Source organism: Achromobacter sp. ISS7 (assembly GCF_056523125.1).
Window position 1 is genome coordinate 3,190,743 of the sequence record NZ_JAWRZD010000001.1, and the last position, 23,123, is coordinate 3,213,865.

The 23,123-nt window shown below is 70.8% G+C and carries 21 protein-coding genes; 15 read left to right on the forward strand and 6 right to left on the reverse strand.

The genetic code is table 11. The features are described from left to right. The first annotated feature begins 43 nt into the window (after positions 1-43). From AC1HFW_RS14230 to AC1HFW_RS14260, 7 genes are all read left to right on the forward strand, one after another. Positions 44-316 carry a hypothetical protein gene (locus tag AC1HFW_RS14230; RefSeq protein WP_061073990.1) on the forward strand — a complete coding sequence of 91 codons (273 nt, stop codon included), beginning with the start codon at positions 44-46 and terminating at the stop codon, positions 314-316. Positions 317-406: 90 nt separating this feature from the next. Continuing rightward, on the forward strand, positions 407-802 hold the full coding sequence (locus AC1HFW_RS14235; protein WP_479283968.1) for a hypothetical protein: 396 nt from the start codon (positions 407-409) through the stop codon (positions 800-802). A gap of 36 nt (positions 803-838) precedes the next feature. Then, positions 839-1,132 (forward strand): hypothetical protein, encoded by a 294-nt coding sequence (locus AC1HFW_RS14240; protein WP_241074890.1) that lies wholly within the window; start codon positions 839-841, stop codon positions 1,130-1,132. A gap of 85 nt (positions 1,133-1,217) precedes the next feature. Continuing rightward, complete coding sequence (locus AC1HFW_RS14245) at positions 1,218-1,406, forward strand: CrpP-related protein (RefSeq protein ID WP_061073988.1); 189 nt, start codon at positions 1,218-1,220, stop codon at positions 1,404-1,406. A gap of 156 nt (positions 1,407-1,562) precedes the next feature. Continuing rightward, positions 1,563-2,105, forward strand: a complete 543-nt coding sequence (locus AC1HFW_RS14250) for a DUF4142 domain-containing protein (RefSeq protein ID WP_479283969.1) — start codon at positions 1,563-1,565, stop codon at positions 2,103-2,105. Positions 2,106-2,150: 45 nt separating this feature from the next. Next, positions 2,151-2,381 carry a DNA-3-methyladenine glycosylase gene (locus tag AC1HFW_RS14255; protein WP_116520017.1) on the forward strand — a complete coding sequence of 77 codons (231 nt, stop codon included), beginning with the start codon at positions 2,151-2,153 and terminating at the stop codon, positions 2,379-2,381. A gap of 95 nt (positions 2,382-2,476) precedes the next feature. Next, a complete protein-coding gene (locus tag AC1HFW_RS14260; RefSeq protein WP_116520016.1) occupies positions 2,477-3,556 on the forward strand; it encodes a mechanosensitive ion channel family protein in 1,080 nt (359 codons plus the stop codon). Between the two features lie 25 nt (positions 3,557-3,581). On the opposite strand, the gene AC1HFW_RS14265 is transcribed toward AC1HFW_RS14260, so the two are convergent. From AC1HFW_RS14265 to AC1HFW_RS14290, 6 genes are all read right to left on the reverse strand, one after another. Further along, positions 3,582-3,995, reverse strand: a complete 414-nt coding sequence (locus AC1HFW_RS14265) for a hypothetical protein (protein ID WP_035359164.1) — start codon at positions 3,993-3,995, stop codon at positions 3,582-3,584. Then, positions 3,992-5,875, reverse strand: a complete 1,884-nt coding sequence (locus tag AC1HFW_RS14270; protein WP_479283974.1) for a hypothetical protein — start codon at positions 5,873-5,875, stop codon at positions 3,992-3,994. The genes AC1HFW_RS14265 and AC1HFW_RS14270 overlap by 4 nt, the downstream gene beginning before the upstream one ends. 9 nt (positions 5,876-5,884) lie before the next feature. After that, positions 5,885-6,139, reverse strand: a complete 255-nt coding sequence (locus AC1HFW_RS14275) for a hypothetical protein (protein ID WP_241069962.1) — start codon at positions 6,137-6,139, stop codon at positions 5,885-5,887. 27 nt (positions 6,140-6,166) lie between these two features. Further along, positions 6,167-6,673, reverse strand: coding sequence for a YciE/YciF ferroxidase family protein (locus AC1HFW_RS14280; RefSeq protein WP_035359166.1), 507 nt, complete (start codon positions 6,671-6,673; stop codon positions 6,167-6,169). Positions 6,674-6,831: 158 nt separating this feature from the next. After that, positions 6,832-7,914, reverse strand: a complete 1,083-nt coding sequence (locus AC1HFW_RS14285; RefSeq protein ID WP_479283977.1) for a flavodoxin family protein — start codon at positions 7,912-7,914, stop codon at positions 6,832-6,834. Beyond that, positions 7,911-8,381, reverse strand: coding sequence for a low affinity iron permease family protein (locus AC1HFW_RS14290; protein WP_116520012.1), 471 nt, complete (start codon positions 8,379-8,381; stop codon positions 7,911-7,913). The genes AC1HFW_RS14285 and AC1HFW_RS14290 overlap by 4 nt, the downstream gene beginning before the upstream one ends. Before the next feature lie 115 nt (positions 8,382-8,496). Here AC1HFW_RS14290 and AC1HFW_RS14295 point away from each other — a divergent pair, with 115 nt between their 5' ends. The 8 genes from AC1HFW_RS14295 (at position 8,497) to glgB (ending at position 23,122) form a co-directional block, all read left to right on the forward strand. Beyond that, positions 8,497-9,582 carry a calcium:cation antiporter gene (locus AC1HFW_RS14295; RefSeq protein WP_479283979.1) on the forward strand — a complete coding sequence of 362 codons (1,086 nt, stop codon included), beginning with the start codon at positions 8,497-8,499 and terminating at the stop codon, positions 9,580-9,582. A gap of 63 nt (positions 9,583-9,645) precedes the next feature. After that, a complete protein-coding gene (locus AC1HFW_RS14300; RefSeq protein ID WP_479283981.1) occupies positions 9,646-10,407 on the forward strand; it encodes an endonuclease/exonuclease/phosphatase family protein in 762 nt (253 codons plus the stop codon). After that, positions 10,404-11,606: a cardiolipin synthase ClsB gene (gene clsB / locus AC1HFW_RS14305; protein ID WP_479283982.1), complete on the forward strand. Its 1,203-nt coding sequence runs from the start codon at positions 10,404-10,406 to the stop codon at positions 11,604-11,606. The genes AC1HFW_RS14300 and clsB overlap by 4 nt, the downstream gene beginning before the upstream one ends. Continuing rightward, positions 11,603-12,598, forward strand: a complete 996-nt coding sequence (locus AC1HFW_RS14310; RefSeq protein ID WP_479283984.1) for a lysylphosphatidylglycerol synthase domain-containing protein — start codon at positions 11,603-11,605, stop codon at positions 12,596-12,598. Before clsB ends, AC1HFW_RS14310 begins: the two co-directional genes overlap by 4 nt. 147 nt (positions 12,599-12,745) lie before the next feature. Then, a complete protein-coding gene (gene glgA, locus AC1HFW_RS14315) occupies positions 12,746-14,317 on the forward strand; it encodes a glycogen synthase GlgA (protein WP_479283986.1) in 1,572 nt (523 codons plus the stop codon). Between the two features lie 9 nt (positions 14,318-14,326). Continuing rightward, on the forward strand, positions 14,327-17,512 hold the full coding sequence (locus AC1HFW_RS14320) for an alpha-1,4-glucan--maltose-1-phosphate maltosyltransferase (RefSeq protein WP_479283988.1): 3,186 nt from the start codon (positions 14,327-14,329) through the stop codon (positions 17,510-17,512). A 22-nt stretch (positions 17,513-17,534) separates the two neighbouring features. After that, positions 17,535-20,876, forward strand: coding sequence for a maltose alpha-D-glucosyltransferase (gene treS / locus AC1HFW_RS14325; protein WP_479283990.1), 3,342 nt, complete (start codon positions 17,535-17,537; stop codon positions 20,874-20,876). Further along, positions 20,873-23,122 (forward strand): 1,4-alpha-glucan branching protein GlgB, encoded by a 2,250-nt coding sequence (gene glgB / locus AC1HFW_RS14330; protein ID WP_479283992.1) that lies wholly within the window; start codon positions 20,873-20,875, stop codon positions 23,120-23,122. Before treS ends, glgB begins: the two co-directional genes overlap by 4 nt. Position 23,123: the final 1 nt, after the last annotated feature.

Here is a 23,123-nt window from a genome sequence, read left to right on the forward strand (position 1 = left end):
CCCGCCGCCGCGCCTCGGCCTCAACGCCCATCCAGGAGCCATCATGGAACAAGCGAAATGGGACTTCCAGATCGAACACCCGCAACAGGAAAATGACGTCTGGCGCATCGGCTACACGCTGATCGCGCCGGGCGCGAGCGCCGACGCGCCGGGGGAACGGATCGCCATCGAAGAACACTTCTCGTCCGCCCAGACGGCCATTGAAGCCGCGACCCGCCTGGCGCAGATCCACGTCGCCGACTTGAACGGCGACACCGCCACCTTCGACCCGCCGAGCGACGCCGAAGTGCCGTTCGGCAAGCATCCGCGCTTCTAGCGCGGCGACCGGCCGGCGGTTTGCGGCGCTTCCCGGGAGCGGCGCTTGCTGGCGATGAGGGGATCATCCCGCCTCGCCTCAGGAGCCGCCATGTCACGCACGCCAACGCCTTCGACACCCGCTAACCGCCCGCCACAACCGGCCGTTCCCGATGATGCTGGGAAGAAAGGCAATGACGATGTCCCCGACGAGGACATCGAACCGGCGGATTCGACCGCCGACGATCCGCGTCCGGATGACGGCCCCGTCACCGCCGCCCGCCCGCTTCGGCGCCTGAGTGAGTTCGACGCCGCCCGCCCCGACCTGCCCGGCGAACACCTGGTGGTGCTGGGCCTGGGCGCATGGCTGATGCTACGCGGCATGCGCGGCACGACGCCGCTTCGCCGCATGCTTTGGACACTGGCCGGCACCACCCTGGTCGGCCGCGCCGCCAGCGGCACGGGCGGCATCGCTCGCGTCGCGCGACTGGTCCGGCGGCTGGGCTGAGGCCGCCGCTTCCCCCCCACCTCCAGGACTTTTCCCATGTCATCGAATCCCGACTCCGTCACCTCTTCCCCCGCCGGCCCCAGCGATTCCTCGGATTCGCCCAGCGACCTGCCATCGTCCTCGCGCGACAGCGACAGCGACGCGCAGGGCACTGGCGCCCGCCCCACGACCAACCCGCGCACCCCTGACGACGATCCCGGCGCCGACATCCGCCCCGATGACGTCGTCGACGGCGCCGAGGCGGGCGTGTCGCGATCCCCTCCCGATGCGGTGCGCAATGGCGGCATCGCTGATGCGCCGGAACCGTCGAGCCGACGCCACGCCCCGTAACAGTGTGTCGTTCGGTAATAACCATCGACGCCTGTCCTCAGCGCGCGCAAGCTGGACGTTCCACCCATCCTTTTGGAGAGATTCGATGTATGAAGACATCCGAAGGCTAGGGGCTGTCGCCGCGATGCAGGGCGCCTGGAAGCTGGACTGCCCCTACCTCAAGCAGGAATCACTGCCCTCCCGCACCCGGGAGCCACTCAGGCAGTGGCTGGAAAAGGTGCGCGCCTGGGAAAGCGGCTGGCAGGACGAACAACGCTCGCGACCGCGGCTGTAGCGATCGGGCGGGATTCGGTAAAAAGTACCGGTCTTTTCGTACCTCCCCGGCCGCTCGCCCGCGGCATGAACCCTGCAGGCCGGGAACATGGATTGCTGGATGACTGCGCGGCCATATCCGATGCGCCGCGCACGCCAACCCCACCGGGAGTACGCCATGAGCATCCGCCATCTCACCACCCTTTCCATGCTGCTGTTCGCGCTGGGCGGTCCACAGGCCAGCATGGCGCAAGCCGCGCCCGCCGCGCCGGCGACCACCAAGCTGGACAGCGGCGATCGCGATTTCCTGGAAAGCGCGGCCCAGGCCGGCCACCTGGAAGTCGAAGGCAGCAAGATGGCGCTGGAGAAAGGCCACAGCCCCGATGTGAAGACGTTCGCGCAGAAAATGATCGACGACCACGGCAAGGCCGGGCAGCAACTGGCGGCCCTGGCCAAGGGCAAGGGCTATGAGGTGCCCACCGAGCCGTCCCTGGTGCAGAAGGCCCGGCTGAAGGCGCTGGGCCTGCGCGACGAAGGCTTCGACAAGGCCTATGCCGACGAAATCGGCGTGGACGCGCACGAGAATGCGGTCAAGCTGTTCGAGAAGGCTTCCAACGAGGTCAAGGACCCGGATGTGAAGCAGTTCGCCATCCAGACGCTGCCGACCTTGCAGCAGCATCTGCAGATGGCCAAGACCCTGAAACAGGCGACCGATAAGTGAAGCAGGCGACCGAGAAGCCCTGAGCGCCACGGACATGGCTGACGTATGGACCGCGATGAGCTGTTGGCGCGCATGCTGGCTACCTCCGTTTCCGACCGGCCGCTCAGCGATTGGCCCGAGGTGCTTTCCGATTATGCGGAATACCTGGCCGCGCTGAATGACAAGCTCACGCCGCGCGAGATGGAGGCGCTGATCTGCGCCGGCGCCGATTTCTATCGGACGCTGGCGCGGGCCGAACAATACCGGCAGGCATCGATCTGGAGCACGCCTCACTGATCGTATCGCCCGCATTTCGAAGAACGAGGCCTGTCATGGGCCGCGCCCCGGCACGGCGGTTGCTGCGCGATGGAACTTCCGCCTCCGGAGACGACATGCTTACCCGCTGGTTTTCCGACCCCGCCGCGCTTGCCGGCCATCCCGTTGCCTTGTGGCTGGCGGCGCTGGCGGTGGGCGCCGCCGTGTGTTTCCTGATGATGCTGGCCTTGCGGCTGGCCCGCTCGCGGCTCGACCGCCTGGCGCAGCCGACAGGCCGGGGCGCCGCCGGCGCGGCGTCACGCGTATTGCTGCGCACCAGTTGGGTGGTCCTGGCGTTGGCGTCGTTGCTGCTGGCGGCAGACCTGGTGGGTGCGCCGCTGCCCGGCCGGGCCGGACCCGGCCACCTGTGGTTCGTGCTGATCGCGCTGCAACTGGCGCTGTGGCTGGATCGCGGCATCGAAGTCGGCCTGACCCATGCGGTCGCGGCGCGCGGGCGCGCCGGCTCGATTACCGCCACCCTGCTCTCCTTCCTGCTGCGGGCGCTGGTATGGGTGATCGTGCTGTTGGCGATGCTGGACAACGTGGGGGTCAACATCACCGCGCTGGTCGCCAGCCTGGGCATCGGCGGCGTGGCGGTGGCCCTGGCGGTGCAGACCATCCTGAGCGACCTGTTCGCATCGATCTCCATCGGCCTGGACAAGCCGTTCGAGGCCGGCGACTTCATCGTCTTCGGCGCGGTGGCGGGCAGCATCGAACACGTCGGCCTCAAGACCACCCGCATCCGCAGCCTGGGCGGCGAACAGATCGTCTGCTCGAACACGGAACTGCTCAAGCAGACGATCCAGAACTACAAACGCATGCAGCAACGGCGCATCGTGTTCTCGATCCGGGTGACGTACCGTACGCCGGTCGAACAGGTCGCCGCCATCCCCGCCCTGATCCGCGCGCAGATCGAGCAACAGCCGGACACCCGCTTCGACCGCGCCCACCTGGCGCGGCTGGGCGAAAGCGCGCTGGAATTCGAGGCGGTGTATTACGTCATGAGCGCCGACTACAACCGCTACATGGACCTGCAGCAGGCGATCTACCTGGGCGTGATGCGCGACCTGCATGCCGCCGGCATCGCCCTGGCGCTGCCCGAAAGCATCCTGCACCTGGCGCGGCGCGCGGCCCGCGAGGAGGAAGCGGCGGCGTGATCCCGCGCCGCCGTCGGGTCCTGCTTCAGCGCGTCTCGGTGGTGCCGCCGGAACCGGCGGAGGCGCCGGAACCCGGCATGCCGCCCTGACCGGTCGAGCCGGTGCCGCCCTGGCCACGCGCCGGACCGCGGCTGTCGGTGCCGCCCTCGCCATCCAGGCGCCGGGCCGGACGGTCATCCTTGGCCGGGCGCGGCTCGCCTTGCGGCGGCTGCGACTTGGGCACGGCGCGTGAGCCGCCCTGCCCGGGCTGCGCCTTCGGCTGCGGCTGCGCCTTTCCCTGCCCTGGCTGCGCCTTGGGCATGGGCTTGGGCGTCGGCGCGGTGCTGCCGGGCGCCGTCGTGGGTGGTTCCGGCAAATGGGACTGGGCCCAGGCGCCGGCCGAGGCCAAGGCCAAGGCGTTGACGGTGATCGTGGTAACGATGAGTCTGGAAATCTTCATGGCATGTCTCCGGTGAACAGGCCCGGGCCGGAAATGGCCACGGGCATCGAACGTTGCGCGCAACGGGCGCCGGCCCCCGCGCCCAAGGCCTGGCGCAGCAGCGCATCCAGGCGCGCCAGGCCGGTGGCGAGATCGCCGCGGATATGGACCCGCAGGCAGGGACGGCCGCGCGCCGTCAATTCCTGCATGTCGCCCAGCGCCTGCGCGGTCTGCGTGGCGCCGAAGCTCGCGCCATGGCCCGGCGCCTCCAGCGTCCGCGGCGCGTCCGCGATGACGAACAGGAACACCCCGCCGGCCGGGCCGCCCTTGTGCAGCTGGCCGCTGGAATGCAGGTAGCGTGGGCCGAATCCCCCAAGCGTGGCCGCGCCGGTGGCGGCACGCACGCCGTCCCGCGCCGCCGCCAGCCATTGTTCGCACGCGGCGTCGCGCGGCAGGTATGCCAGCAGCCCCACGTAGCCGCCGGCGGTCCGCCGCGCCGCGAGCGCGGCCAGCAATGCCGCGCCCGAGGCGGCTGGCGATGCGGCACCGTGAAAGGCCAGCGGCCCATCCACCCGCAGCAGCGCGCAGGCGCCGCCGCGGGCATCCGCATCAGGGGCCGCCGCGAGGCGGCGCGTGCGCGCCTTGCTGGCCTCGACGTCGGGCTGGTCGAATGGGTTGACGCCGAGCACGGCGGCCGCGACCGCGGTGGCGATCTGCCATCGGAAGCATTCCTGCGCCACCGACAGGCCCGTCCCCAGCTGGCACGTCAACAGCGGATGGCCCGCCGCGGCCAGTTCGCGCGCCAGCACCGCCAGGCCGGCCTCGGCGCCAGGCCCGTTCGACAAGTGCACGAACAGGCGGTCACGGCCATAGTCGCCAGGCGCGGCCAACGGTTCATGCGCCACCGGCACCAGCCCCTTGCCGGCCTTGCCGGTGGATTCCGCCAGCAGCTGTTCCAGCCAGCCGGCCAGCGTTTCCAGGCCCGGGTCGGCCAGCAGCGTGACCTTGTCATATCCGGCCAACGCCGCCTCGCCCAGCAGCGCCCCCAACAGCAGGCCAGGGTTGCGCGCGCCGCCGAACCCATGCGTCGAGCAGGCGCGCCGCATGGGTTCGGCGGCGCGTAGCACGTTGGCCGGGTCGTGGCCCAGCAGCGCCGCGGCCACCAGGCCGAACGGCGACAGCACCGAGTAGCGTCCGCCCACCGCGGGATCGCCGGCGAAAATGGCGGCATAGCCGGCCGCCCGCGCGCGCGCATGCAGCGGCGTACCGGGGTCGGTGATGGCGACAAAGCGGCGCGCGGCCTCCTGGCGCCCCAGTCGCCGGGCCAGGCATTGCTCGAAGTAGGCGGCCAACATGCCGGATTCCAGCGTGTTGCCCGATTTGCTGGCGACCACGAACAGCGTGCGGTCCAGGTCGAGCCGGCCCTGCAACGCCAGGATCTGCGCCACGTCGGTGGAATCGAGAATGTGCAGGCGCAGCCCGCCGCCCGCCACGCCCAGGGTCTGCGCCAGCGCCTCGGCGCCCAACGTCGCGCCGCCCATGCCGAGCATCACCGCGTCGGTGAACCCCGCCACGCACAGACGACGGCAGGTGGCCGCCAGGCGGCCCTGGCCACCCGCGGCGCCCGGACGCAACCAGCCGAGCCACCGGCCTTCGTCATGGCCGGTCCACAGCGAAGCGTCGCCGGCCCACAGGCGTTGCACCCATTGCTGGCGCGAGGCCGTGGCCAGGCGCCGCGCCAGGCTCGCGGCCAGCGGCGCAGGCAGGGCATGAGAAAACCCATTCAGCGGAATGCGCGCAAGCGCCTGACGCGCGGGCGCGCGCCCGGACGCAAGCGCCGGTTGCCGCGCACGGCGCGCGGGGCGGGAGGATACGGCTGGGGTCGGTGCGTACATGTCCATGGCGGGTTCCTAGAGCGCGCGTGCACTGCGCACCCATGCTTGCTGTCGCGGGCCGGCATCGCCGAGCCGGTCGATGCCCGGCGTCTGCTGCGGGTCGACGCCGGGCATCGGGTTGGGCAGGCTGTCCGGCGGCCAACGGCCGCGCCGGTCCGCCTCGTCGTCTCGCGGCGGCGGGTCGGGCGACTCGGCGGGCGATGTATCGGGCCGGGCCGGCGGCTTGCGGCCGGGTTCCGGGGCGTCTGGCTGGGTCGTGGTGTTGCCCATGGCGGTCTCCTTGATCGTCTTGCCGGATCACGCGGCCTTGCCGGCGCGCGCCGCCTTGGCGTTGGTCTGTTCCAGCGCCAGCATGTTCAGCTTTTCATCGGCGGCCTTCTCCTCGGCCAGCGTTTCCTTGAGCAGCGCCAGCGCGTCGTTCTGCCCCAGCTGCTTGGCAAAGGTGCACAGGGTGCCGTAGCTGGCGATCTCGTAATGCTCGACCTTCTGCGCCGCCGCGATCAGGGCCGCATCCAGCACCGGGCCTTTTTCGACGTCCTCGATGACGTCGCGGCCCTCTTCCACCAAGCCTTCCATGGCCGCGCACTTGATGCGCTTGAGCCGCAGGCCCGTGGCCTCGACGATCTTGTCGATGCGCTCGACCTGGCCCCGGGTTTCCTCCAGGTGCGAGGTGAAGGCTTCGGCGAGCTTGGCCTCGCTGGCCGCGCGCGCCATTTTGGGCAGGGCCCGCGTCAATTGCTTTTCGGCGCTGTAGATGTCCGACAGTTCATGGATGAACAGGTCCTGCAAAGTCTTTTGTGTCATGGCTGACTCCTGAGTGATTCCGATGGGTTCCCTGCACGGTGACAGGCGGGCCACGGGGGGTGGCCGTCCGCTGTCTCCAGCAACCGCCGTGCCGCGTCCGCCGCGAGCCGCCGCATGCGTACGGCTCACCCGTCCCCGTCGCGCATCGCGCCTTACGCTCATTTCGGCCGGGGGTCGCGGATCCCGTCCCGCAGCCCGGCGAGCTCGCCTCGGCGCAGGCGCGGCAGGAAATTGACCAGCGCCCGCGCCACGTTGCGCACTTCCTGCCGCACGGCCGCACCGGCGTCCAGTTCCTCGTGGCTGGTGGCGTAGGGCCGGTAATAGCCGATATAACGCTCCAGCCGGGCGGACGCCCCGGCGTCGACCAGCCCCATCCAGTCCAGCCAGTCCGCCAGCGCGCGCCGCTGGCTCTCGATGCCGGCCACGTCGCCATGCACCACCAGGCCATAGGCGCGGCCGGCCAGATGCTTGGGATAGGGCCAGCCGGCCAGTTCGAGCTGCTTGGCCTTGAACGGATCCTTGCCGCCGGTCGAGGTGGGGTCGGGATTGCCGCCGTCCGCGCACACCAGCCGGTCGATCATCAGCTTCAACGGGCTGGGCGATTGGTACCAGTAGGTCGGCGCCACCAGGATCACGCCGTGGGCCGCCACCCACTGCTCATAGATGCCCGCCATGGCGTCGTTGGCCTGGCCGAGCGCGTGGTTGGGATAGCAGCTGCACGGCCAATGGCACAACGGCATCGCGGTCGAGACGCAGCCCTTGCAGGGATGGATGCGGTATTCGTATTCCGACGTCAGCCGGCTGAGATCGAGCAGGTCGACGTGGATGCCGGCGGCCCGCAGTTCTTCCTGCGCCAGCAACGCCAGCCGCCAGCTCTTGGACACCTCGCCCGGACAGGTGCCGTCATTGCGCGCCGCGCCGACGATCACCAGCACGCGCGACGGGGCCTGCGGGTCCTGCTGCGCACTGGCGGCGCGCGCCAGGCGGTCGCGCGTGTCCTTCCATTCGACCGACAGGTCGTAATCGGGATCGGCGTAGTCCGGACCTGCCTTTACCGTCTCGGGCGCCTTGCGTCCGGCCGCATAGGCGTCCCAGGCGATCGCCTCGAGCCGGGCCAGGGCCGCGTCTTCGGCCCGGAAGGCGGGGTCGCGGAAACGGCCCATGAATCGCGCGCGGAACGTGTCGCGGTCCAGCTGGCCGGCGTATTGCCCTTTGCGGACGGTGGGCAGGATGTCGGTCATGGCCGCCTCCGGCTGCGGGCGCGCTGGCGCCGCTGGGTTCGGGCGCGCGCGGTACAGGCCGCGGCCAGCGCCAATAATTTGTCTTCATCGAGGCGTTCGGCATCGACCAGTCTTTCGTCCGCGCCGCGCAGCGCGATCAACAGTTCGTCCAGCTTCAGGTGCACGGCCTCGCTGTCCTTGTTCTGGCTCTGCTGGATCACGAACACCATCAGGAAGGTGACGATCGTGGTGCCGGTGTTGATCACCAGTTGCCAGGTTTCGGAATAGCCGAACGCCGGACCGGACAGTCCCCACGCCACCACCGCGATCAGCGCCGCCCCGAATGCCACGGGCGAACCCGCCCATTTCGTGACGTGCGCGGCAAAATGATCGAAGAAACGCGATACCGCATTGCCATGGCCGTCCCCCCGCGCGGGAGACGTTCGTTTCGACGACGGCTTTCGCCGTGGTACGCGGTTGCTTGTCATGGGGGTTCCATCCGGGCCGGCGAGGCCTGCCGTGCAGCAAGCCTCGTGCCCATCCATTGCCCCGGGGCGGCCCCACGCGTGCTAGCCTCGCACTGTTGCGGTCCGCCGAATCCCGATGAAATCCATTCTGCAGTCCGAGAAATACCTGCTGCTGGCCTGCGCCATCGCGATGGCGGGGTACGCGGCCGACGCCCGCCTGGCCGACTACGGACGGACCGCCGGCCTGATCGAAACGGCGCTGCTGGTGGTGGCCATCCTGGCCGCGTCGCTGAGCGTGGCGCGCCACGCCGAACGCATCGCGCGCAAGCTGGGCGATCCCTACGGCAGCATGATCCTGACGCTATCCGCCGTGCTGGTGGAAGTGATCGTGCTGGCCATCGTCTCGTCCAAGGCGGGCTCGCCCACCCTGGTGCGCGACAGCATCTACTCGGCGGTCATGCTGGACATCAACGGCATCCTCGGCGTGGCCGCCCTGATCGGCGGCTTCAAGCACGGCGAACAGGCCTACAACGATGATTCCGCGCGCACCTACAGTGTCATGATCCTGACCGCCGTGACGGTGTCGATGATCATCCCCGAGTTCGTTCCCGAGGACCGCTGGCGCGCCTACAGCGGCTTCACCATCGTGGCGATGCTGCTGCTGTACGGCGTCTTCCTGCGCATGCAGACAGGTCCGCACAGCTATTTCTTCAGCTACAGCTACCCGGACAAGAAGACCCGCCAGCCGTCGCCGGCCTCCGGCTACCCGAGCCGGCGCCAGTCGATCCTCGTCATGGCGGCCGGCATCGTCGCGGTGGGCGCGCTGGCCGAACTGATGTCGCATTCATTGAATCGCAGCCTGGCCGGGATCGAGGTGCCCGCGGGCCTGGTGGCGCTGATCGTGGCCACCATCTCGGCCGCCCCGGAAATGCTGACCGCCCTGCGCGCGGCGCTGGCCAACCGCATGCAATCGGTGGTCAATATCGCCCTGGGCGCGTCGCTCTCGACCGTCATCCTGACGGTGCCCGCCATGGAAGCGCTGGCGCTGGTGTCGGGCCAGCGCTTCGACATCGCCATGACGCCGCTGCAGACCCTGATGATGCTGGTGACGCTGCTGGTGGCCGCCATCAATCTGAACGACGGCCAGACCAACGCGATCGAGGGCATGACGCATTTCGTGCTGTTCGGCGCCTTCCTGATGCTGCTGGGCCTGGGCTTGTAGAACGAGGCGCGCCGGGCACGGGACTTGCTAGCGGGCAAAGATTCCCGCTACCCGGAGAGCCCCTTGGCCGCCGAGCCCCTCGCCCCCCTGACGGTCCTGACCGTCAACATCCACAAGGGCTACACCAGTTTCAACCGCCGCTTCATGTTGCATGAGCTGCGCGACGCCCTGCGCATGGCCGCCCCGGACCTGGTGTTCCTGCAGGAAGTGGTGGGCGAACACCAGGCCATGGCCGCGCGGGCCGCGCCCCGCTGGCCGGCGGCGTCGCAATACGAGTTCCTGGCCGATACGCTGTGGCGCGATTTCGCCTATGGCCGCAATGCCGTCTACCCGGCGGGCCATCACGGCAACGCCGTGCTGTCGCGCTACCCGATCACGCGCTTCGAGAACCACGACGTCAGCGTCGGCGGGCACGAAAGCCGCGGACTGCTGCATTGCGTGCTCGAGCTGCCAGGAACCGCCGGCGCCGTCCACGCGATCTGCGTCCACCTCGGATTGCGCGCCCGCCATCGCGCCAGGCAGATCGCCAGCCTGTGCCGCCTGGTGGCGCGCGACGTGCCGGCCGGCGCGCCGCTGCTCATCGCCGGCGATTTCAACGACTGGCGGCAGGAGGCCGACGGCCTGCTGCGCGACTGCCAGGTGCGGGAAGTCTTCACATCGCGGCTGGGTCGGCCCGCCCGCACCTTTCCGGCGCGCTGGCCCGTGCTGCGGCTCGATCGCATCTACGTGCGCAATGTGCGCGACTGGCGGCCCGTGCCGCTGGCCTCGCGGGTCTGGGCGGGCCTGTCCGACCATGTGCCGATCGCCGCGGAAGTGGCGCTATGACGCTGCCCCCGAACGGTTGGCGCAGCGGCAACCGCTATACGCTGCTGGAGAATGGCGAGGCCTATTTCCCCGCCGTGCGCGCCGCCGTGGACGCCGCCGTCCACGAGGTCCTGGTCGAGACCTTCATCCTGTTCGACGACAAGGTCGGCCGCGACCTGCGGCAGACCCTGGTCGCCGCCGCGCGCCGCGGCGTCAGCGTCGACCTGCTGGCGGACGGCTACGGCTCGGACCTGCTGTCCGAGGAATTCCTGGCGCCGCTGACCGACGCCGGCGTGCGCGTGCACCTGTTCGATCCGCGTCCGCGGCTGCTGGGGGTGCGCACCAACCTGTTCCGCCGCATGCATCGCAAGGTCGTGGCGGTGGACGGCGCCTGCGCCTTCGTGGGCGGCATGAACTTCTCGGCCGACCACCTGCCGGACTACGGCCCCGAAGCCAAGCAGGACTATGCGGTGCGGGTCGACGGCCCCCTGGCCGCCGATATCGCGGATCATGCGCGCGCCGCCCTCGGCGCGCGCCCGCCACGACGGCGCCGGGCCGCGCGCCTGGAAGCGATGCCGGCGGGCGATGGCGGCGGCCGCCTGGTGGTGCGCGACAACCACGGCCACGCCACCGACATCGAACGCTATTACCGTGCCGGCCTGCGCGCCGCGCGCCACGACGTGCTGATCGCCAACGCCTACTTCTTTCCCGGCTACCGCCTGCTGCGCGACCTGGCCAACGCCGCCCGCCGCGGCGTGCGCGTGCGGCTGCTGCTGCAAGGCGAGCCCGACATGCTGGTGGCGCAACTGGCCGCCAGCATGCTCTATGACTACCTGATCGACGCCGGCGTCGATATCTTCGAATACCGCCGGCGCCCGCTGCACGCCAAGGTCGCCTGCGTCGACGACGACTGGTCCACAGTGGGCTCCAGCAACCTGGATCCGCTCAGCCTGGCGCTGAACCTGGAAGCCAACGTGGTGGCGCGCGACAGCGCCCTGAACGCCGCCCTGCGCGCCAGCCTGGAACGCCTCATCGCGCAGGACTGTGCGCCGGTGCGCATGCGGCCGGGCTCGCGGCGGCGCCTGCGCCGACTGTGGGTCGGCGTGGTGGTGTTCCACTTCCTGCGCCGCTTTCCGGCCTGGGCCGGCGCGCTGCCCGCGCACAAACCGCGCCTGCATACCGTGGACGGCAACGGCCAGCACGAGAGCGAGGCGCCATGAGCCTGTACCGCTCGCACCTGGCGCGCGTGGCCCGCCACCGCTGGCCGCGCATCAAGCGGATCCTGCCCTGGGCCGTGCTGACGCTGGCGGTCGGCCTGCTTGCCTACTTCGGCAGCTCGGTCGACTGGCCCGGCGTGTGGCAGGCCGTGCGCCGCATTCCCCGCCAGACGCGGCTGCTGGCGGCGGCCCTGGTGCCACCCGCCTATCTGGCGTACGCCGCCATGGATCTGCTGGGCCGGCGCTATACCGGCCACACCCTGCCCTGGCCCAAGGTGTTGGGCGTGGCCATGCTGAGCTATGCGTTGAACCTGAATCTGGGCGTGCTGCTGGGCGGCCTGGGCACGCGGCTGCGCCTGTATGCCCGGCTGGGTTGCCGCAAGGCTACCGCCACCCGCGTGGCGGTGTTTTCGGCGGTGTCCAACTGGATCGGCTATGGCTGGGTGGCGGGCGTGGTGTTCGCCAGCGGCGCGATCGTGGTGCCGGCCGGCTGGGAGATCGGCGGCGGCATGCTGCGCCTGCTGGGCCTGGGGCTGCTGGCGGCGGCCGCCCTGTATGTGTGGATCTGCGCCCGCGCCAGGCGCCGGACGGCGGTCTGGATGGGCCAGCGGGTTAGCCTGCCCGGCGGGCGCATGGCGGTCCTGCAAAGCGTGACGGCGGCGCTGTCGTGGCTGCTGATGGGCGCCATCATGTACCTGCTGCTGCAGGCCAAGGTCAGCTATCCCGTGGTGCTGGGGATTCTGCTGTGCACCAGCTTCGCGGCGGTGGTCACCCGCGTGCCCGGCGGGCTCGGCACCACCGAGGCGATCTTCGTGGCGGCGCTGTCATCACGCCTGCCGGCGGCGGAAGTGCTGGGCGCGGCGTTGAGCTACCGCGCGCTGTATGCGCTGGCGCCGCTGTGCCTGGCGTTGCTGGCGTTCGCCGCGGTCGAGGCGCGCCTTGGCTGGCGCGGGCGCCATCGGCTGCCGGATACCAACCGGCAGCCCGGCCCATGATTACAAACGGGCGGCAACAACGACGCGCGCATGGCCGCCTTTTCGCGGCCCTCCTCCGTAGCGCCGCCAGGCATGCCGCTTGCGTAGCGGTAAGTCTTGCGGATAGGGCCCCGGTTCCCGGGACCATCCGCCGACTCCGGAGCGAGCATGGCGACAACAAGTATCCTCATCGTGGCGGCAGAAGCATTCCCCCTGGCAAAGACCGGGGGCCTGGGCGACGCCATCACCGGCATGGCCCGCGCGCTGGCCCAGGCGCAGACCCGGCCGACGCTGCTGCTGCCGGCCTATCGTGGCGTCGCGCACCGGCTGCGGGCGCCGCGGACGGTGGCCCGGCTGGCCGGCCTGCCGGGCGGCGACGCCCAGTTGCTGGCCGGGGAATGCCCCCAGTCGGGGCTGTCGTTCCTGCTGCTGGAGAACGACGCGCTCTATGACCGCGAAGGCCTCTACCTCGACGACAGCGGCCAGCCCTATGGCGACAATGCCCTGCGTTACGCGGCCCTGTCGCACGCGGCGGTGCGCATCGCCCAGGGGCTGCCCGGGCTGCCGCGCCCCGACGTGGTGCACGCCCACGACTGGCATGCCGCCTTGATCCCCCTGCTGCTGCGGGCCGCGCGGGTGGAAGACGTCAAGAGTGTGCTGACCATCCACAACCTCGCCTTCCAGGGCCAGGCGCCGATCGAGGATGCGCCCGCGCTCGGCATTGCCGCCCCCTTTTGCGGCGAGGATGGCGCACAGGCCTGGGGCCAGTTGAATTTCATGAAGGCCGGAATCCGCTATGCCGATCGCATCACCACCGTCAGCCAGCGCTACGCCCGCGAAATCCTGACCCCGGAGTTCGGCTGCGGACTCGACGGCGTCCTGCGCGAACGCGTGACCGATCTGGTGGCCATTCCCAACGGCATCGACACCCAATTGTGGAACCCGACGCGCGATCCGCACCTGGGACCGCTGCGCTACGGCCCGGCCAACCTGGCCAACAAGCGGCTGTGCAAGGCCGCCGCGCAGCACGAATACGGTCTGCGGGAAGATCCCGAGGCAGTGCTGCTGATCATGTGCAGCCGGCTCACCGGCCAGAAAATGGCCGACGTGGCCGCGCAGTCCCTGCCGCAGGCGCTGGACGCGCATCCGCAGTTGCAGGTGGCGGTGCTGGGCCAGGGCGAGCGGCACCTGGAAAGCGCGCTGCGCGACCTGGGCCAGCGCTATCCGCGGCGCTGCGCCGTGCGCATCGGTTATGACGAGGCCCGCGCCCACCGCCTGCACGCGGCCGGCGACGTGCTGCTGCATGGCAGCCGTTTCGAGCCGTTCGGCCTGACGCCGCTCTATGCCATGCGCTATGGCACGTTGCCGATCGGCTCGCGCGTCGGCGGCATGGCCGACACGATCGCGGATCCGGGCCCGCAACAGCCCTTGACCGCCATGACCCGCGCCACCGGCGTGTTGTTCGACGGCAGCGCGCCCGCCGAGATGACCGCGGCCATCGCCCGCGCCGTGCGGTTGCGCGGCCACGCGACCGTATGGCGCGCCATGCAGCGCAACGCCATGACCGCGGACTTCAGCTGGCGGCCGGCAATGGCCCAATACCTGGCGCTGTTCGATTCGCTCAGCGGCCACCCGGAGGCGCCGGCCAGCGCGGCCCCGCAAGCGGCCACGGCCGGCGCCGCGGCGCCCCCGCGGCGCGCGCGCCAGTCCGCATCGCTCGCGGCCCCCGTGCCGCTGTAGGGAGCCGCCATGGCCACGCCGCACGCGCCTTCGGCCCACGCCAGCCGGCCCCGCATCTACTACGCGCGGGCCGGCTTGCCGGCAACAGGCGACGGAACCCGCGAGTCATTGCTGGCGAGCGCGCGCCGCGCGGGCTTCAACGCCGTGCTGGTGCCCGTCCCCTGGCTGTGTCCCGCCGGCGCGCTGACGCTGGCGCCGCGCGATGCCGACCAGGCCGCGACCGCCGACGGCGGCACCGAAGCGCTGCATGCCCGGCTGGCGCGCGACGCCCACAGCGTCGCCGGACACGGCATGACGCTGCTGTTGCGCCTGGAACTGCAACGCGTGGCCCGCGATGCCCACGACGACACGGCCCCCGACGCCTGGTACCGCGATCCCGTCGATGATCCCGCGCGCGACCCGCGGCTGCCCGCCAGCGAACGGGGCGTCCGGCAATTGCGCGAAGGCCCGCCGGCCGGCTTCATCGCCGCCTGGGCCGCGCGACTGCGGCGCTGGACGCGCAGCGGCGTGGGCGGCTATGTGGTGCACGTGCCGCCCGTCCTCGGGCCGGACGCCTGGCGCGCGCTGTTCGCGCCATCGCGCGAGGCCAATCGCGAACTGCAATGCCTGGCCTGGACGCCGGGCCTGGCTCCCGCCATGTTGGCGGGCTTGCGCGACGCGGCCTTCGATGGCGTGTTTTCATCGCTGCCCTGGTGGGATTACCGGGCGCCATGGCTGGCCGAGGAATGGGACCGGCTGCAATCGATCGCGCCGGTGATCGCGCCCACCTGCGCGCTGGACGGCCCCTGCGCGGACCCGGCCGCGCCCCATCGAACCGGCGCGGACCCGCGGCGCGCCTGGAGCGCGGCGCTAAGCGGCTGCGGCTGGCTCGCCGACGACATCAGCGGCGCCGGCGACATCAACGCCTGGCTCCAGGAGACTTTGATGGCCGGCCCGCCTCGGCTCGTGGTAGGCCGCGACGGCGGCGCCACGCTGCTGGCGCGCGACGCGGCCGCCGACGGCGCGGTGCTGCTGGCGCTCAACCCCGACGACAAGGCCACCGCGCGCCTGGACCGGGACCTGGCGGCCGGCCTGCTGCCGCCAGGCGACCTCTCGCCGCAGGACCAGACGCCCCCCGACGACGCCCTGGCGCCGGCCGGCTGCGCCCGCTATCTCCTGTCCGCCGCGTCGCCGGTGCGCGCCGCGCCGCGCACGGCCGCGGCCGCGCGCGGCGAAAGCGGCCAGGCGCGCGTGGCGATCGAGCGAGTCACTCCCGCGGTCGACGGCGGGGCCTTTGCGGTCAAATGCGGCGTCCACGAGCAGGTAGAGGTCGAGGCCGACATTTTCATGGACGGCCATGACAGACTGGCCGCCGAACTGCGCTGGCGCGCCGACGACGAAGCCGGCTGGCGCAGCGTGCCGCTGGAGCCCAGCGGCAACGATCGCTGGCGCGCCGCCTTCCGCCCCAGCCGGATCGGCCCGCACACCTTCCAGGTCATCGCCTGGCATGACGGCTGGGCGACGTTCCAGCACGAGTTCGCAGTCAAGCACGAGGCCGGCGCCAGCCTGCGGCTCGAGCGCGAGGAAGGTCTGCAACTGCTGCGCGAGGCCGACCAGCGCGCCGGCCAGGGCGGCGCATCCGGTCCCGGCGCCGGGCTGGTCAAGCGCGCCCTCAAGGTCTGCGGCGTCCGGCGCGAAGGCGAAGAGCCCGAGGCCGATCAGATCGAGATGCTGCTCAGCCCGGCGTTGGCGCAGGCCATGCGCAGCCTGGACAGCCGCCCATTCGAATCGCTGTCCGCGCCCTGCCCCGTCTGGGTCGACCGGGCGCGCGCGGTCCACGCCGCCTGGTACGAGCTGTTTCCCCGCTCGCAGGCCGACGAGCCCGGCCGCCACGGCACCTTCGACGATGTGATCCAGCGCCTGCCCGACATCCGCGAAATGGGCTTCGACGTGCTCTACCTGCCTCCGATCCACCCCATCGGCCAGGCCAACCGCAAGGGTCGCAACAACAGCCTGCGGGCCGAGCCGGATGACGTCGGCAGCCCGTATGCGATCGGGTCGGCGGCTGGCGGCCATGACGCCATCGAACCACGCCTGGGCACGCTGGAGGACTTCCTGCGGCTGGTCCGCGCCGCGCGCGGCCATGGCCTGGAGATGGCCCTGGACTTCGCCATCCAGTGCTCGCCCGACCATCCGTGGCTGGCGCGGCACCCGGACTGGTTCTCGTGGCGGCCCGACGGGTCGCTGCGCTACGCCGAGAATCCGCCGAAGAAGTACCAGGACATCGTCAACGTGGCGTTCTACGGCCCCGCCCCCAAGCGCGCCCGCAAGCTCGGCCTGTGGCGCGCGCTGCGCGATATCGTGCTGTTCTGGGCGGAACAGGGCGTGCGCACCTTCCGCGTCGACAATCCCCATACCAAGCCGCTGCCTTTCTGGCAGTGGCTGATCGCCGAGGTCCATGCGCGCCATCCCGACGTGCTGTTCCTGTCCGAGGCCTTCACCCGTCCAAAGATGATGTACCGGCTGGCGAAAGTGGGTTTCACGCAGTCATACACCTACTTCACCTGGCGCAACGACAAGGCCGAGCTGGAGGACTACCTGCGGGAACTCTCGCAGCCGCCGGCGGCGGATTTCTTCCGGCCGCATTTTTTCGTCAACACGCCAGACATCAACCCGGTGTTCCTGCAGACCTCCGGACGCCCCGGCTTTCTCATCCGCGCTGCGCTGGCCGCGCTGGGGTCGGGCTTGTGGGGCGTCTACAGCGGCTTCGAGCTGTGCGAGGCCGCGCCGGTGCCGGGCAAGGAGGAATACCTGGATTCCGAAAAGTACGAGCTGCGCCAGCGCGACTGGCGCCAGCCCGGCAACATCCGCGCCGAGATCGCGCGCCTGAACCAGTTGCGCCGCGCCAACCCCGCCTTGCAAAGCCACCGCGGCCTGACGCTGGCCGCCAGCGGCAACGACCGCGTCATCGCCTTCGCCAAGGCCACGCCCGGCCAGGGCAACGTGATCCTGGCGGCCATCAGCCTGGACCCGTTCCACCCCCAGACCGCCCGCGTCGAGCCGCCCTACGCGCTGTTCTGCCCGCCGTGGTCGGCCGAACTGGTGGCCGAGGACCTGCTGGGCGGCCAGCGCGAATCCTGGCAAGGCGGCGCCCGCGAGGTGGCGCTGTCCCCCGATCAACCCTACCGCATCTGGCGGCTGTCGCGTCATGGTTGACGCCGCCAGGGAGCCTGCCACCATGAACAGTGATACCCCGCCCCAGGACGACGGCCTCTGGTACAAGGACGCCGTCGTCTACCAATTGCACGTGAGGTCGTTCTTCGACTCCAACGACGACGGCGTCGGCGACCTGCCGGGGCTGATCTCCAAGCTGGACTACATCGCCAACCTGGGGGTGGACACGATCTGGCTGCTGCCGTTCTATCCCTCGCCGCGCCGCGACGACGGCTACGACATCGCCGACTACCGCGGCGTGCATCCCGACTACGGCACCGTGGCCGACGTGCGCAGGCTGATCCGCGCCGCCCATGCGCGCGGCCTGCGCGTCATCACCGAGCTGGTGGTCAACCATACCTCCGACCAGCATCCGTGGTTCCAGCGCGCCCGCACCTCGCGGCCCGGCTCGGCCGCGCGCAACTTCTACGTCTGGTCGGACAACGACAAGGCCTATGCCGGCACCCGCGTCATCTTCTGCGACACCGAAAAATCGAACTGGACCTGGGACCCGGTCGCCAACGCCTACTTCTGGCACCGCTTCTACTCGCACCAGCCCGACCTGAACTACGACAACCCGCAGGTGCTCAAGGAAGTGCTGGCGGTGATGCGGCACTGGCTCGACATGGGCGTTGATGGCCTGCGGCTGGACGCCGTGCCCTACTTGGTCGAGCGCGAAGGCACCAACAACGAGAACCTGCCCGAGACCCACCAGGTGCTCAAGCGCATCCGCGCCGTCATCGACGCCGAGTATCCCGGACGCCTGCTGCTGGCCGAGGCCAACCAGTGGCCCGAGGACGCGCAGGAGTACTTCGGCGATGGCGACGAATGCCACATGTCGTTCCATTTCCCGCTGATGCCGCGCATGTACATGGCGATCGCGCAGGAAGACCGCTTTCCCATCACCGACATCATCCGCCAGACCCCGGACATCCCCGCCACCTGCCAGTGGGCCATCTTCCTGCGCAACCACGACGAACTGACGCTGGAGATGGTCACCAGCCGCGAACGCGACTACCTGTGGAGCGTCTACGCCGCCGACCCGCGCGCGCGCATCAACCTGGGCATCCGCCGCCGCCTGGCGCCGCTGCTGGAACGCGACCGGCGCCGGGTCGAGCTGATGAACAGCCTGCTGCTGTCGATGCCGGGCACGCCGGTGCTGTACTACGGCGACGAACTGGGCATGGGCGACAACGTGCACCTGGGCGACCGCGACGGCGTGCGCACGCCGATGCAGTGGTCGCCCGACCGCAACGGCGGCTTCTCGCGCGCCGATCCCGAACGGCTGCCGCTGCCCGTGCTGATGGGGCCGCTGTACGGCTACGAGGCCGTCAATGTCGAGGCCCAGCAGCGCGACCCGCATTCATTGCTGAACTGGACCCGCCGCATGCTGGCGCAGCGCCGCCAGACCCATGCCTTCGGCCGCGGCACGCTGCGCTTCATCCAGGCCGGCAACCGCAAGATCCTGGCCTACCTGCGGCAATGGCGCGACACCACCATCCTGTGCGTGGCCAACCTGTCCAACGCCGCCCAGCCGGTCGAACTGCCGCTGCAGGCCTTCAACGGCCGCGTGCCGGTCGAAATGCTGGGCGGCACGCCGTTTCCGGCGATCGGCGAACTGCCCTACCTGCTGACGCTGCCGCCCTACGGCTTCTACTGGATGGACCTGAGCGCCGAAGCCGCCCCGCCCGGCTGGCACGCCAGCCTGCCCGAGCGCATGCCGGAACTGGTCACGCTGGTCTTGCGCGGCCATGCCAACGCCGTCCTGACGGACGCCTCGCGCGCCGCGCTGGAGACCGAGGTGCTGCCCGAATACCTGGCGCGCCAGCGCTGGTTTCCCGGCGCCACGCCGCCGGCCCGTGCGCGCCTGGCCTACGCCACGCCCTTCGGCGCCGATGGCGCGGAGTATTACTGGGCCGAAGCCGAGCCCGCCGATACCGAAGACGGGCAGCGGGTGCAGGTGCCGTTCGCCCTGGTGTGGGACGAGGCCGCGCCGGTGCAGTACCCGATCGCCCGGGTGCGGCGCGGGCCCGAGGTCGGCATCCTGGCCGACGCCTTCCTGCAGCCCGGCTTCGTGCTGGGCGTGGTCGACGCCTTGCGCACCGGCCGCGAATGGGATGGCAGCCAGGGCGGCAAGGCGGGCGAGCGGCCCGGCGTGATCCGCGGCCACGCCGAGCCCGGCCTGGCCGCGATGGACCTGGGCGCAGAGCCGGCCTTGCAGTGGATCAGCGGCGAGCAGTCCAACAGCTCGGTGGTGATTGCCGGCCGGGCCATCCTCAAGCTGCTGCGCAACGCGCAGCCCGGGCTGTCGGCCGAAGTGGAAATGACGCGTCACCTGACGCGCGCGGGCTACGCCAATATTCCCGCGCTGCTGGGCGAGGTGCGGCGCACCGACAGCGAAGGCACGCCCTGCACGCTGGCCGTGCTGTACGCATTCATCGCCAATGAGGGCGATGCGTGGAGCTGGACCCTGGACTTTCTCAAGCGCGCCCTGGCCACGGCGCTGCTCGGCGGCGACAGCCCGGAACAATTCGAGGCCAGCCTGGAGGGCTACGCCACCCTGGCCGCCACCATCGGCCGGCGCGTGGCGCAGTTGCACCAGGTCCTGTCGCAGCCGACCGACGACCCGGCCTTCGCGCCGGCGCAGGCATCGCAGGAAGAGGCCGACGCCTTCGCCGCCCGCGTCACCGCGCAGCTCGCGCGCGCCAGCGAAGCGCTGCATGCCCGGCTCGACACGCTGGAAGCGCCATCGCGCGCCTGCGCCCAGTGGCTGTTCGAGCATCAGGAGCGCCTGGCGGCGCAAGTCGAACGCATGGCCCAGGCGCTCACCGGCAGCCCGCTGATCCGGGTGCATGGCGACCTGCACCTGGGCCAGGTCCTGGTGGCGCAGACCGACGCCTACCTGATCGACTTCGAGGGCGAACCCGACCACCCGCTGGCGGTGCGCCGGCAACTGGCCTCGCCCGCCAAGGACGTGGCGGGCATGCTGCGTTCGTTCGACTACGCCGCGGCCGCCGTGGCGCGCCAGGACCCGCTGGGCGGCGCGCCGGCCGACGCCAACGCCTCGCCGGTGGAGCCGCCCGTTGCGACGAACTCGCCATCGCAGTTGCGCGATGCGCTGTTGGCGCGCTTTCGCGCCCGCGCGGCGGAAGCCTTCCTGCAGGGCTATGAAGAGACCGCCACGGTGGCCGCGCCCTCCTGGCGCACCCTGCTGCAACTGGCGCAATTGGAAAAGGCCGCCTACGAAATCGGCTACGAGGCCGGCCACCGGCCCGACTGGCTGTCCATCCCGCTGTGCGCCCTGAGCGGCCTGGCGCACACGCTGCTGCGGAACGCGGCCCTCGACGCCGAGGACCCGACGCCATGAGCCGCCGCCCCGCATCCCCCCACGACGCCCCCGGCCGCGCGAACGCCTCCCCGCCGCCGGCCGCCGCCAGCGCCACGCCGCCCGCGCTCGACCCCGCGCAACGCGCCGCGCTGGTCAGCGGCCAGCATGGCGACCCTTTTGCCGTCCTCGGCCCGCATGACGGCACGGTGCGGGTGCTTGCGCCCGGCGCGAGATCGGTCAGCGTGGTCGGGCCACAGGAAACGCGCCACCCGCTGCACGATGACGGCGATGGCCTGTTCAGCGGCGCCGCCGGCCCCGGCCGTGCCGGCGAGCCCGACTCGTATCGGCTGGACATCGAGTGGCCTGGCGCGCTGCAGCGCACGCATGACCCGTATGCCTTCGGCCCCCTGCTGCCCGCCGACGCCTTGCGGGAACTCGCGGCCGGCGGCTGGCACGCCGCCCTCGAATGGCTGGGCGCGCGGCCCGCCACGGTCGCAGGCATCGCAGGGTTGCGCTGCGCGGTCTGGGCGCCGAACGCGCGCCGGGTCGCGGTGGTCGGCGACTTCAACAGCTGGGACCCGCGCCGCCATGGGATGCGGCTGCGCCACGAGGCAGGCGTCTGGGAACTGTTCGTGCCCGACGTCGAGCCGGGCGCCGCCTACAAGTTCGCGGTCACCGACGCGACCGGCGCCATCCGCTTCAAGGCCGACCCGCACGCCCGCCGCGCCGAACTGCCGCCCGCCACCGCTTCGGTCGTGGATGACGGCGCCCCCTATCCCTGGACCGACGGCGACTGGATGCGGACCCGCCGGGCGCGCCACGAACCGGACGCGCCCATCGCGATCTACGAGGTCCACGCGGGCTCCTGGCTGGCCACGGACGACACCGGCGCCTGCCCCTGGCGGCAATTGGCCGACAAGCTGCCGGCCTATGCCGCGTCGATGGGGTTTTCGCACGTTGAACTGATGCCTATCATGGAACATCCGTTCGGCGGCTCGTGGGGCTACCAGCCGCTGGGCCTGTTCGCGCCCAGCGCGCGCTTCGGGCCGCCGGCGGCGTTCGCGCATTTCGTCGACCGCTGCCATGCCGCCGGCATCGGCGTGATCCTGGACTGGGTGCCGGCGCACTTTCCCGACGACGCGCACGGCCTGGCGCGTTTCGACGGCACGGCGCTGTACGAATACGACGACCCGCGCGAAGGCTATCACCCCGACTGGCACACCCTGGTCTACAACCTGGGGCGCACCGAAGTGCGCGGGTTCATGATCGCCAGCGCCCTGCACTGGCTGCAACGCTTCCACGTCGACGGCCTGCGCGTGGACGCGGTGGCGTCGATGCTGTACCGCGACTACAGCCGCCAACCCGGCGAGTGGATACCCAACCGCCACGGCGGCCGCGAGAACCTGGAAGCCGTCGATTTCCTGCGCGCGCTGAACCAGGCGGTGCGCGACGAGGCCCCCGACGCGATCATGATCGCCGAGGAATCGACCGCCTGGCCCGGCGTGACCGCCCAGGTGGCGGACGGCGGCCTGGGCTTTCACTACAAGTGGAACATGGGGTGGATGCACGACACCCTGCGCTACCTGCGCGAAGACCCGGTGCATCGCAGGTACCACCACGGCGAACTGACCTTCAGCATGGTCTACGCCTATGCCGAACGCTACGTCCTGCCGCTGTCGCACGACGAAGTGGTGCATGGCAAAGGCTCGCTGCTGAACAAGATGCCCGGCGACGCGGCCGCGCGCCTGGCCAATCTGCGCGCCTACCTCGGCTACATGTGGGCCCATCCCGGCAAGAAACTGCTGTTCATGGGCGGCGAAATCGCCCAGGCCGCCGAATGGAATCACGATATGCCGATCGACTGGAACCTGCTGGACGACCCGCCGCGCAAGGGCGTGCAGCGCCTGGTCGGCGACCTGAACCGGCTGTACCGGACCCAGCCCGCGCTGCATGCGCGCGATGCCGACCCGGCCGGGTTCGCCTGGGTGGTGCTGGATGACGCCGACAACAGCGTGGTCGCTTTCCTGCGCAGCGATGGCACGGCGCAACTGCTGGCGATCAGCAACTTCACCCCGGTGGCGCGCGCCGACTACCGCGTCGGCGTCCCCCTGGCCGGCCATTGGGCAGAGGTCCTGAATACCGATGCCGGCGCCTACGGCGGCGCCGGCGGCGGCAACCTGGGGCGGGCGCGCACCCAGCCGATACCCGCGCATGGCCATGCCCAGTCGCTGGCGCTGGCCCTGCCGCCCCTGTCCACCCTTTACTTCAGGCACGAAGGCGAATGAC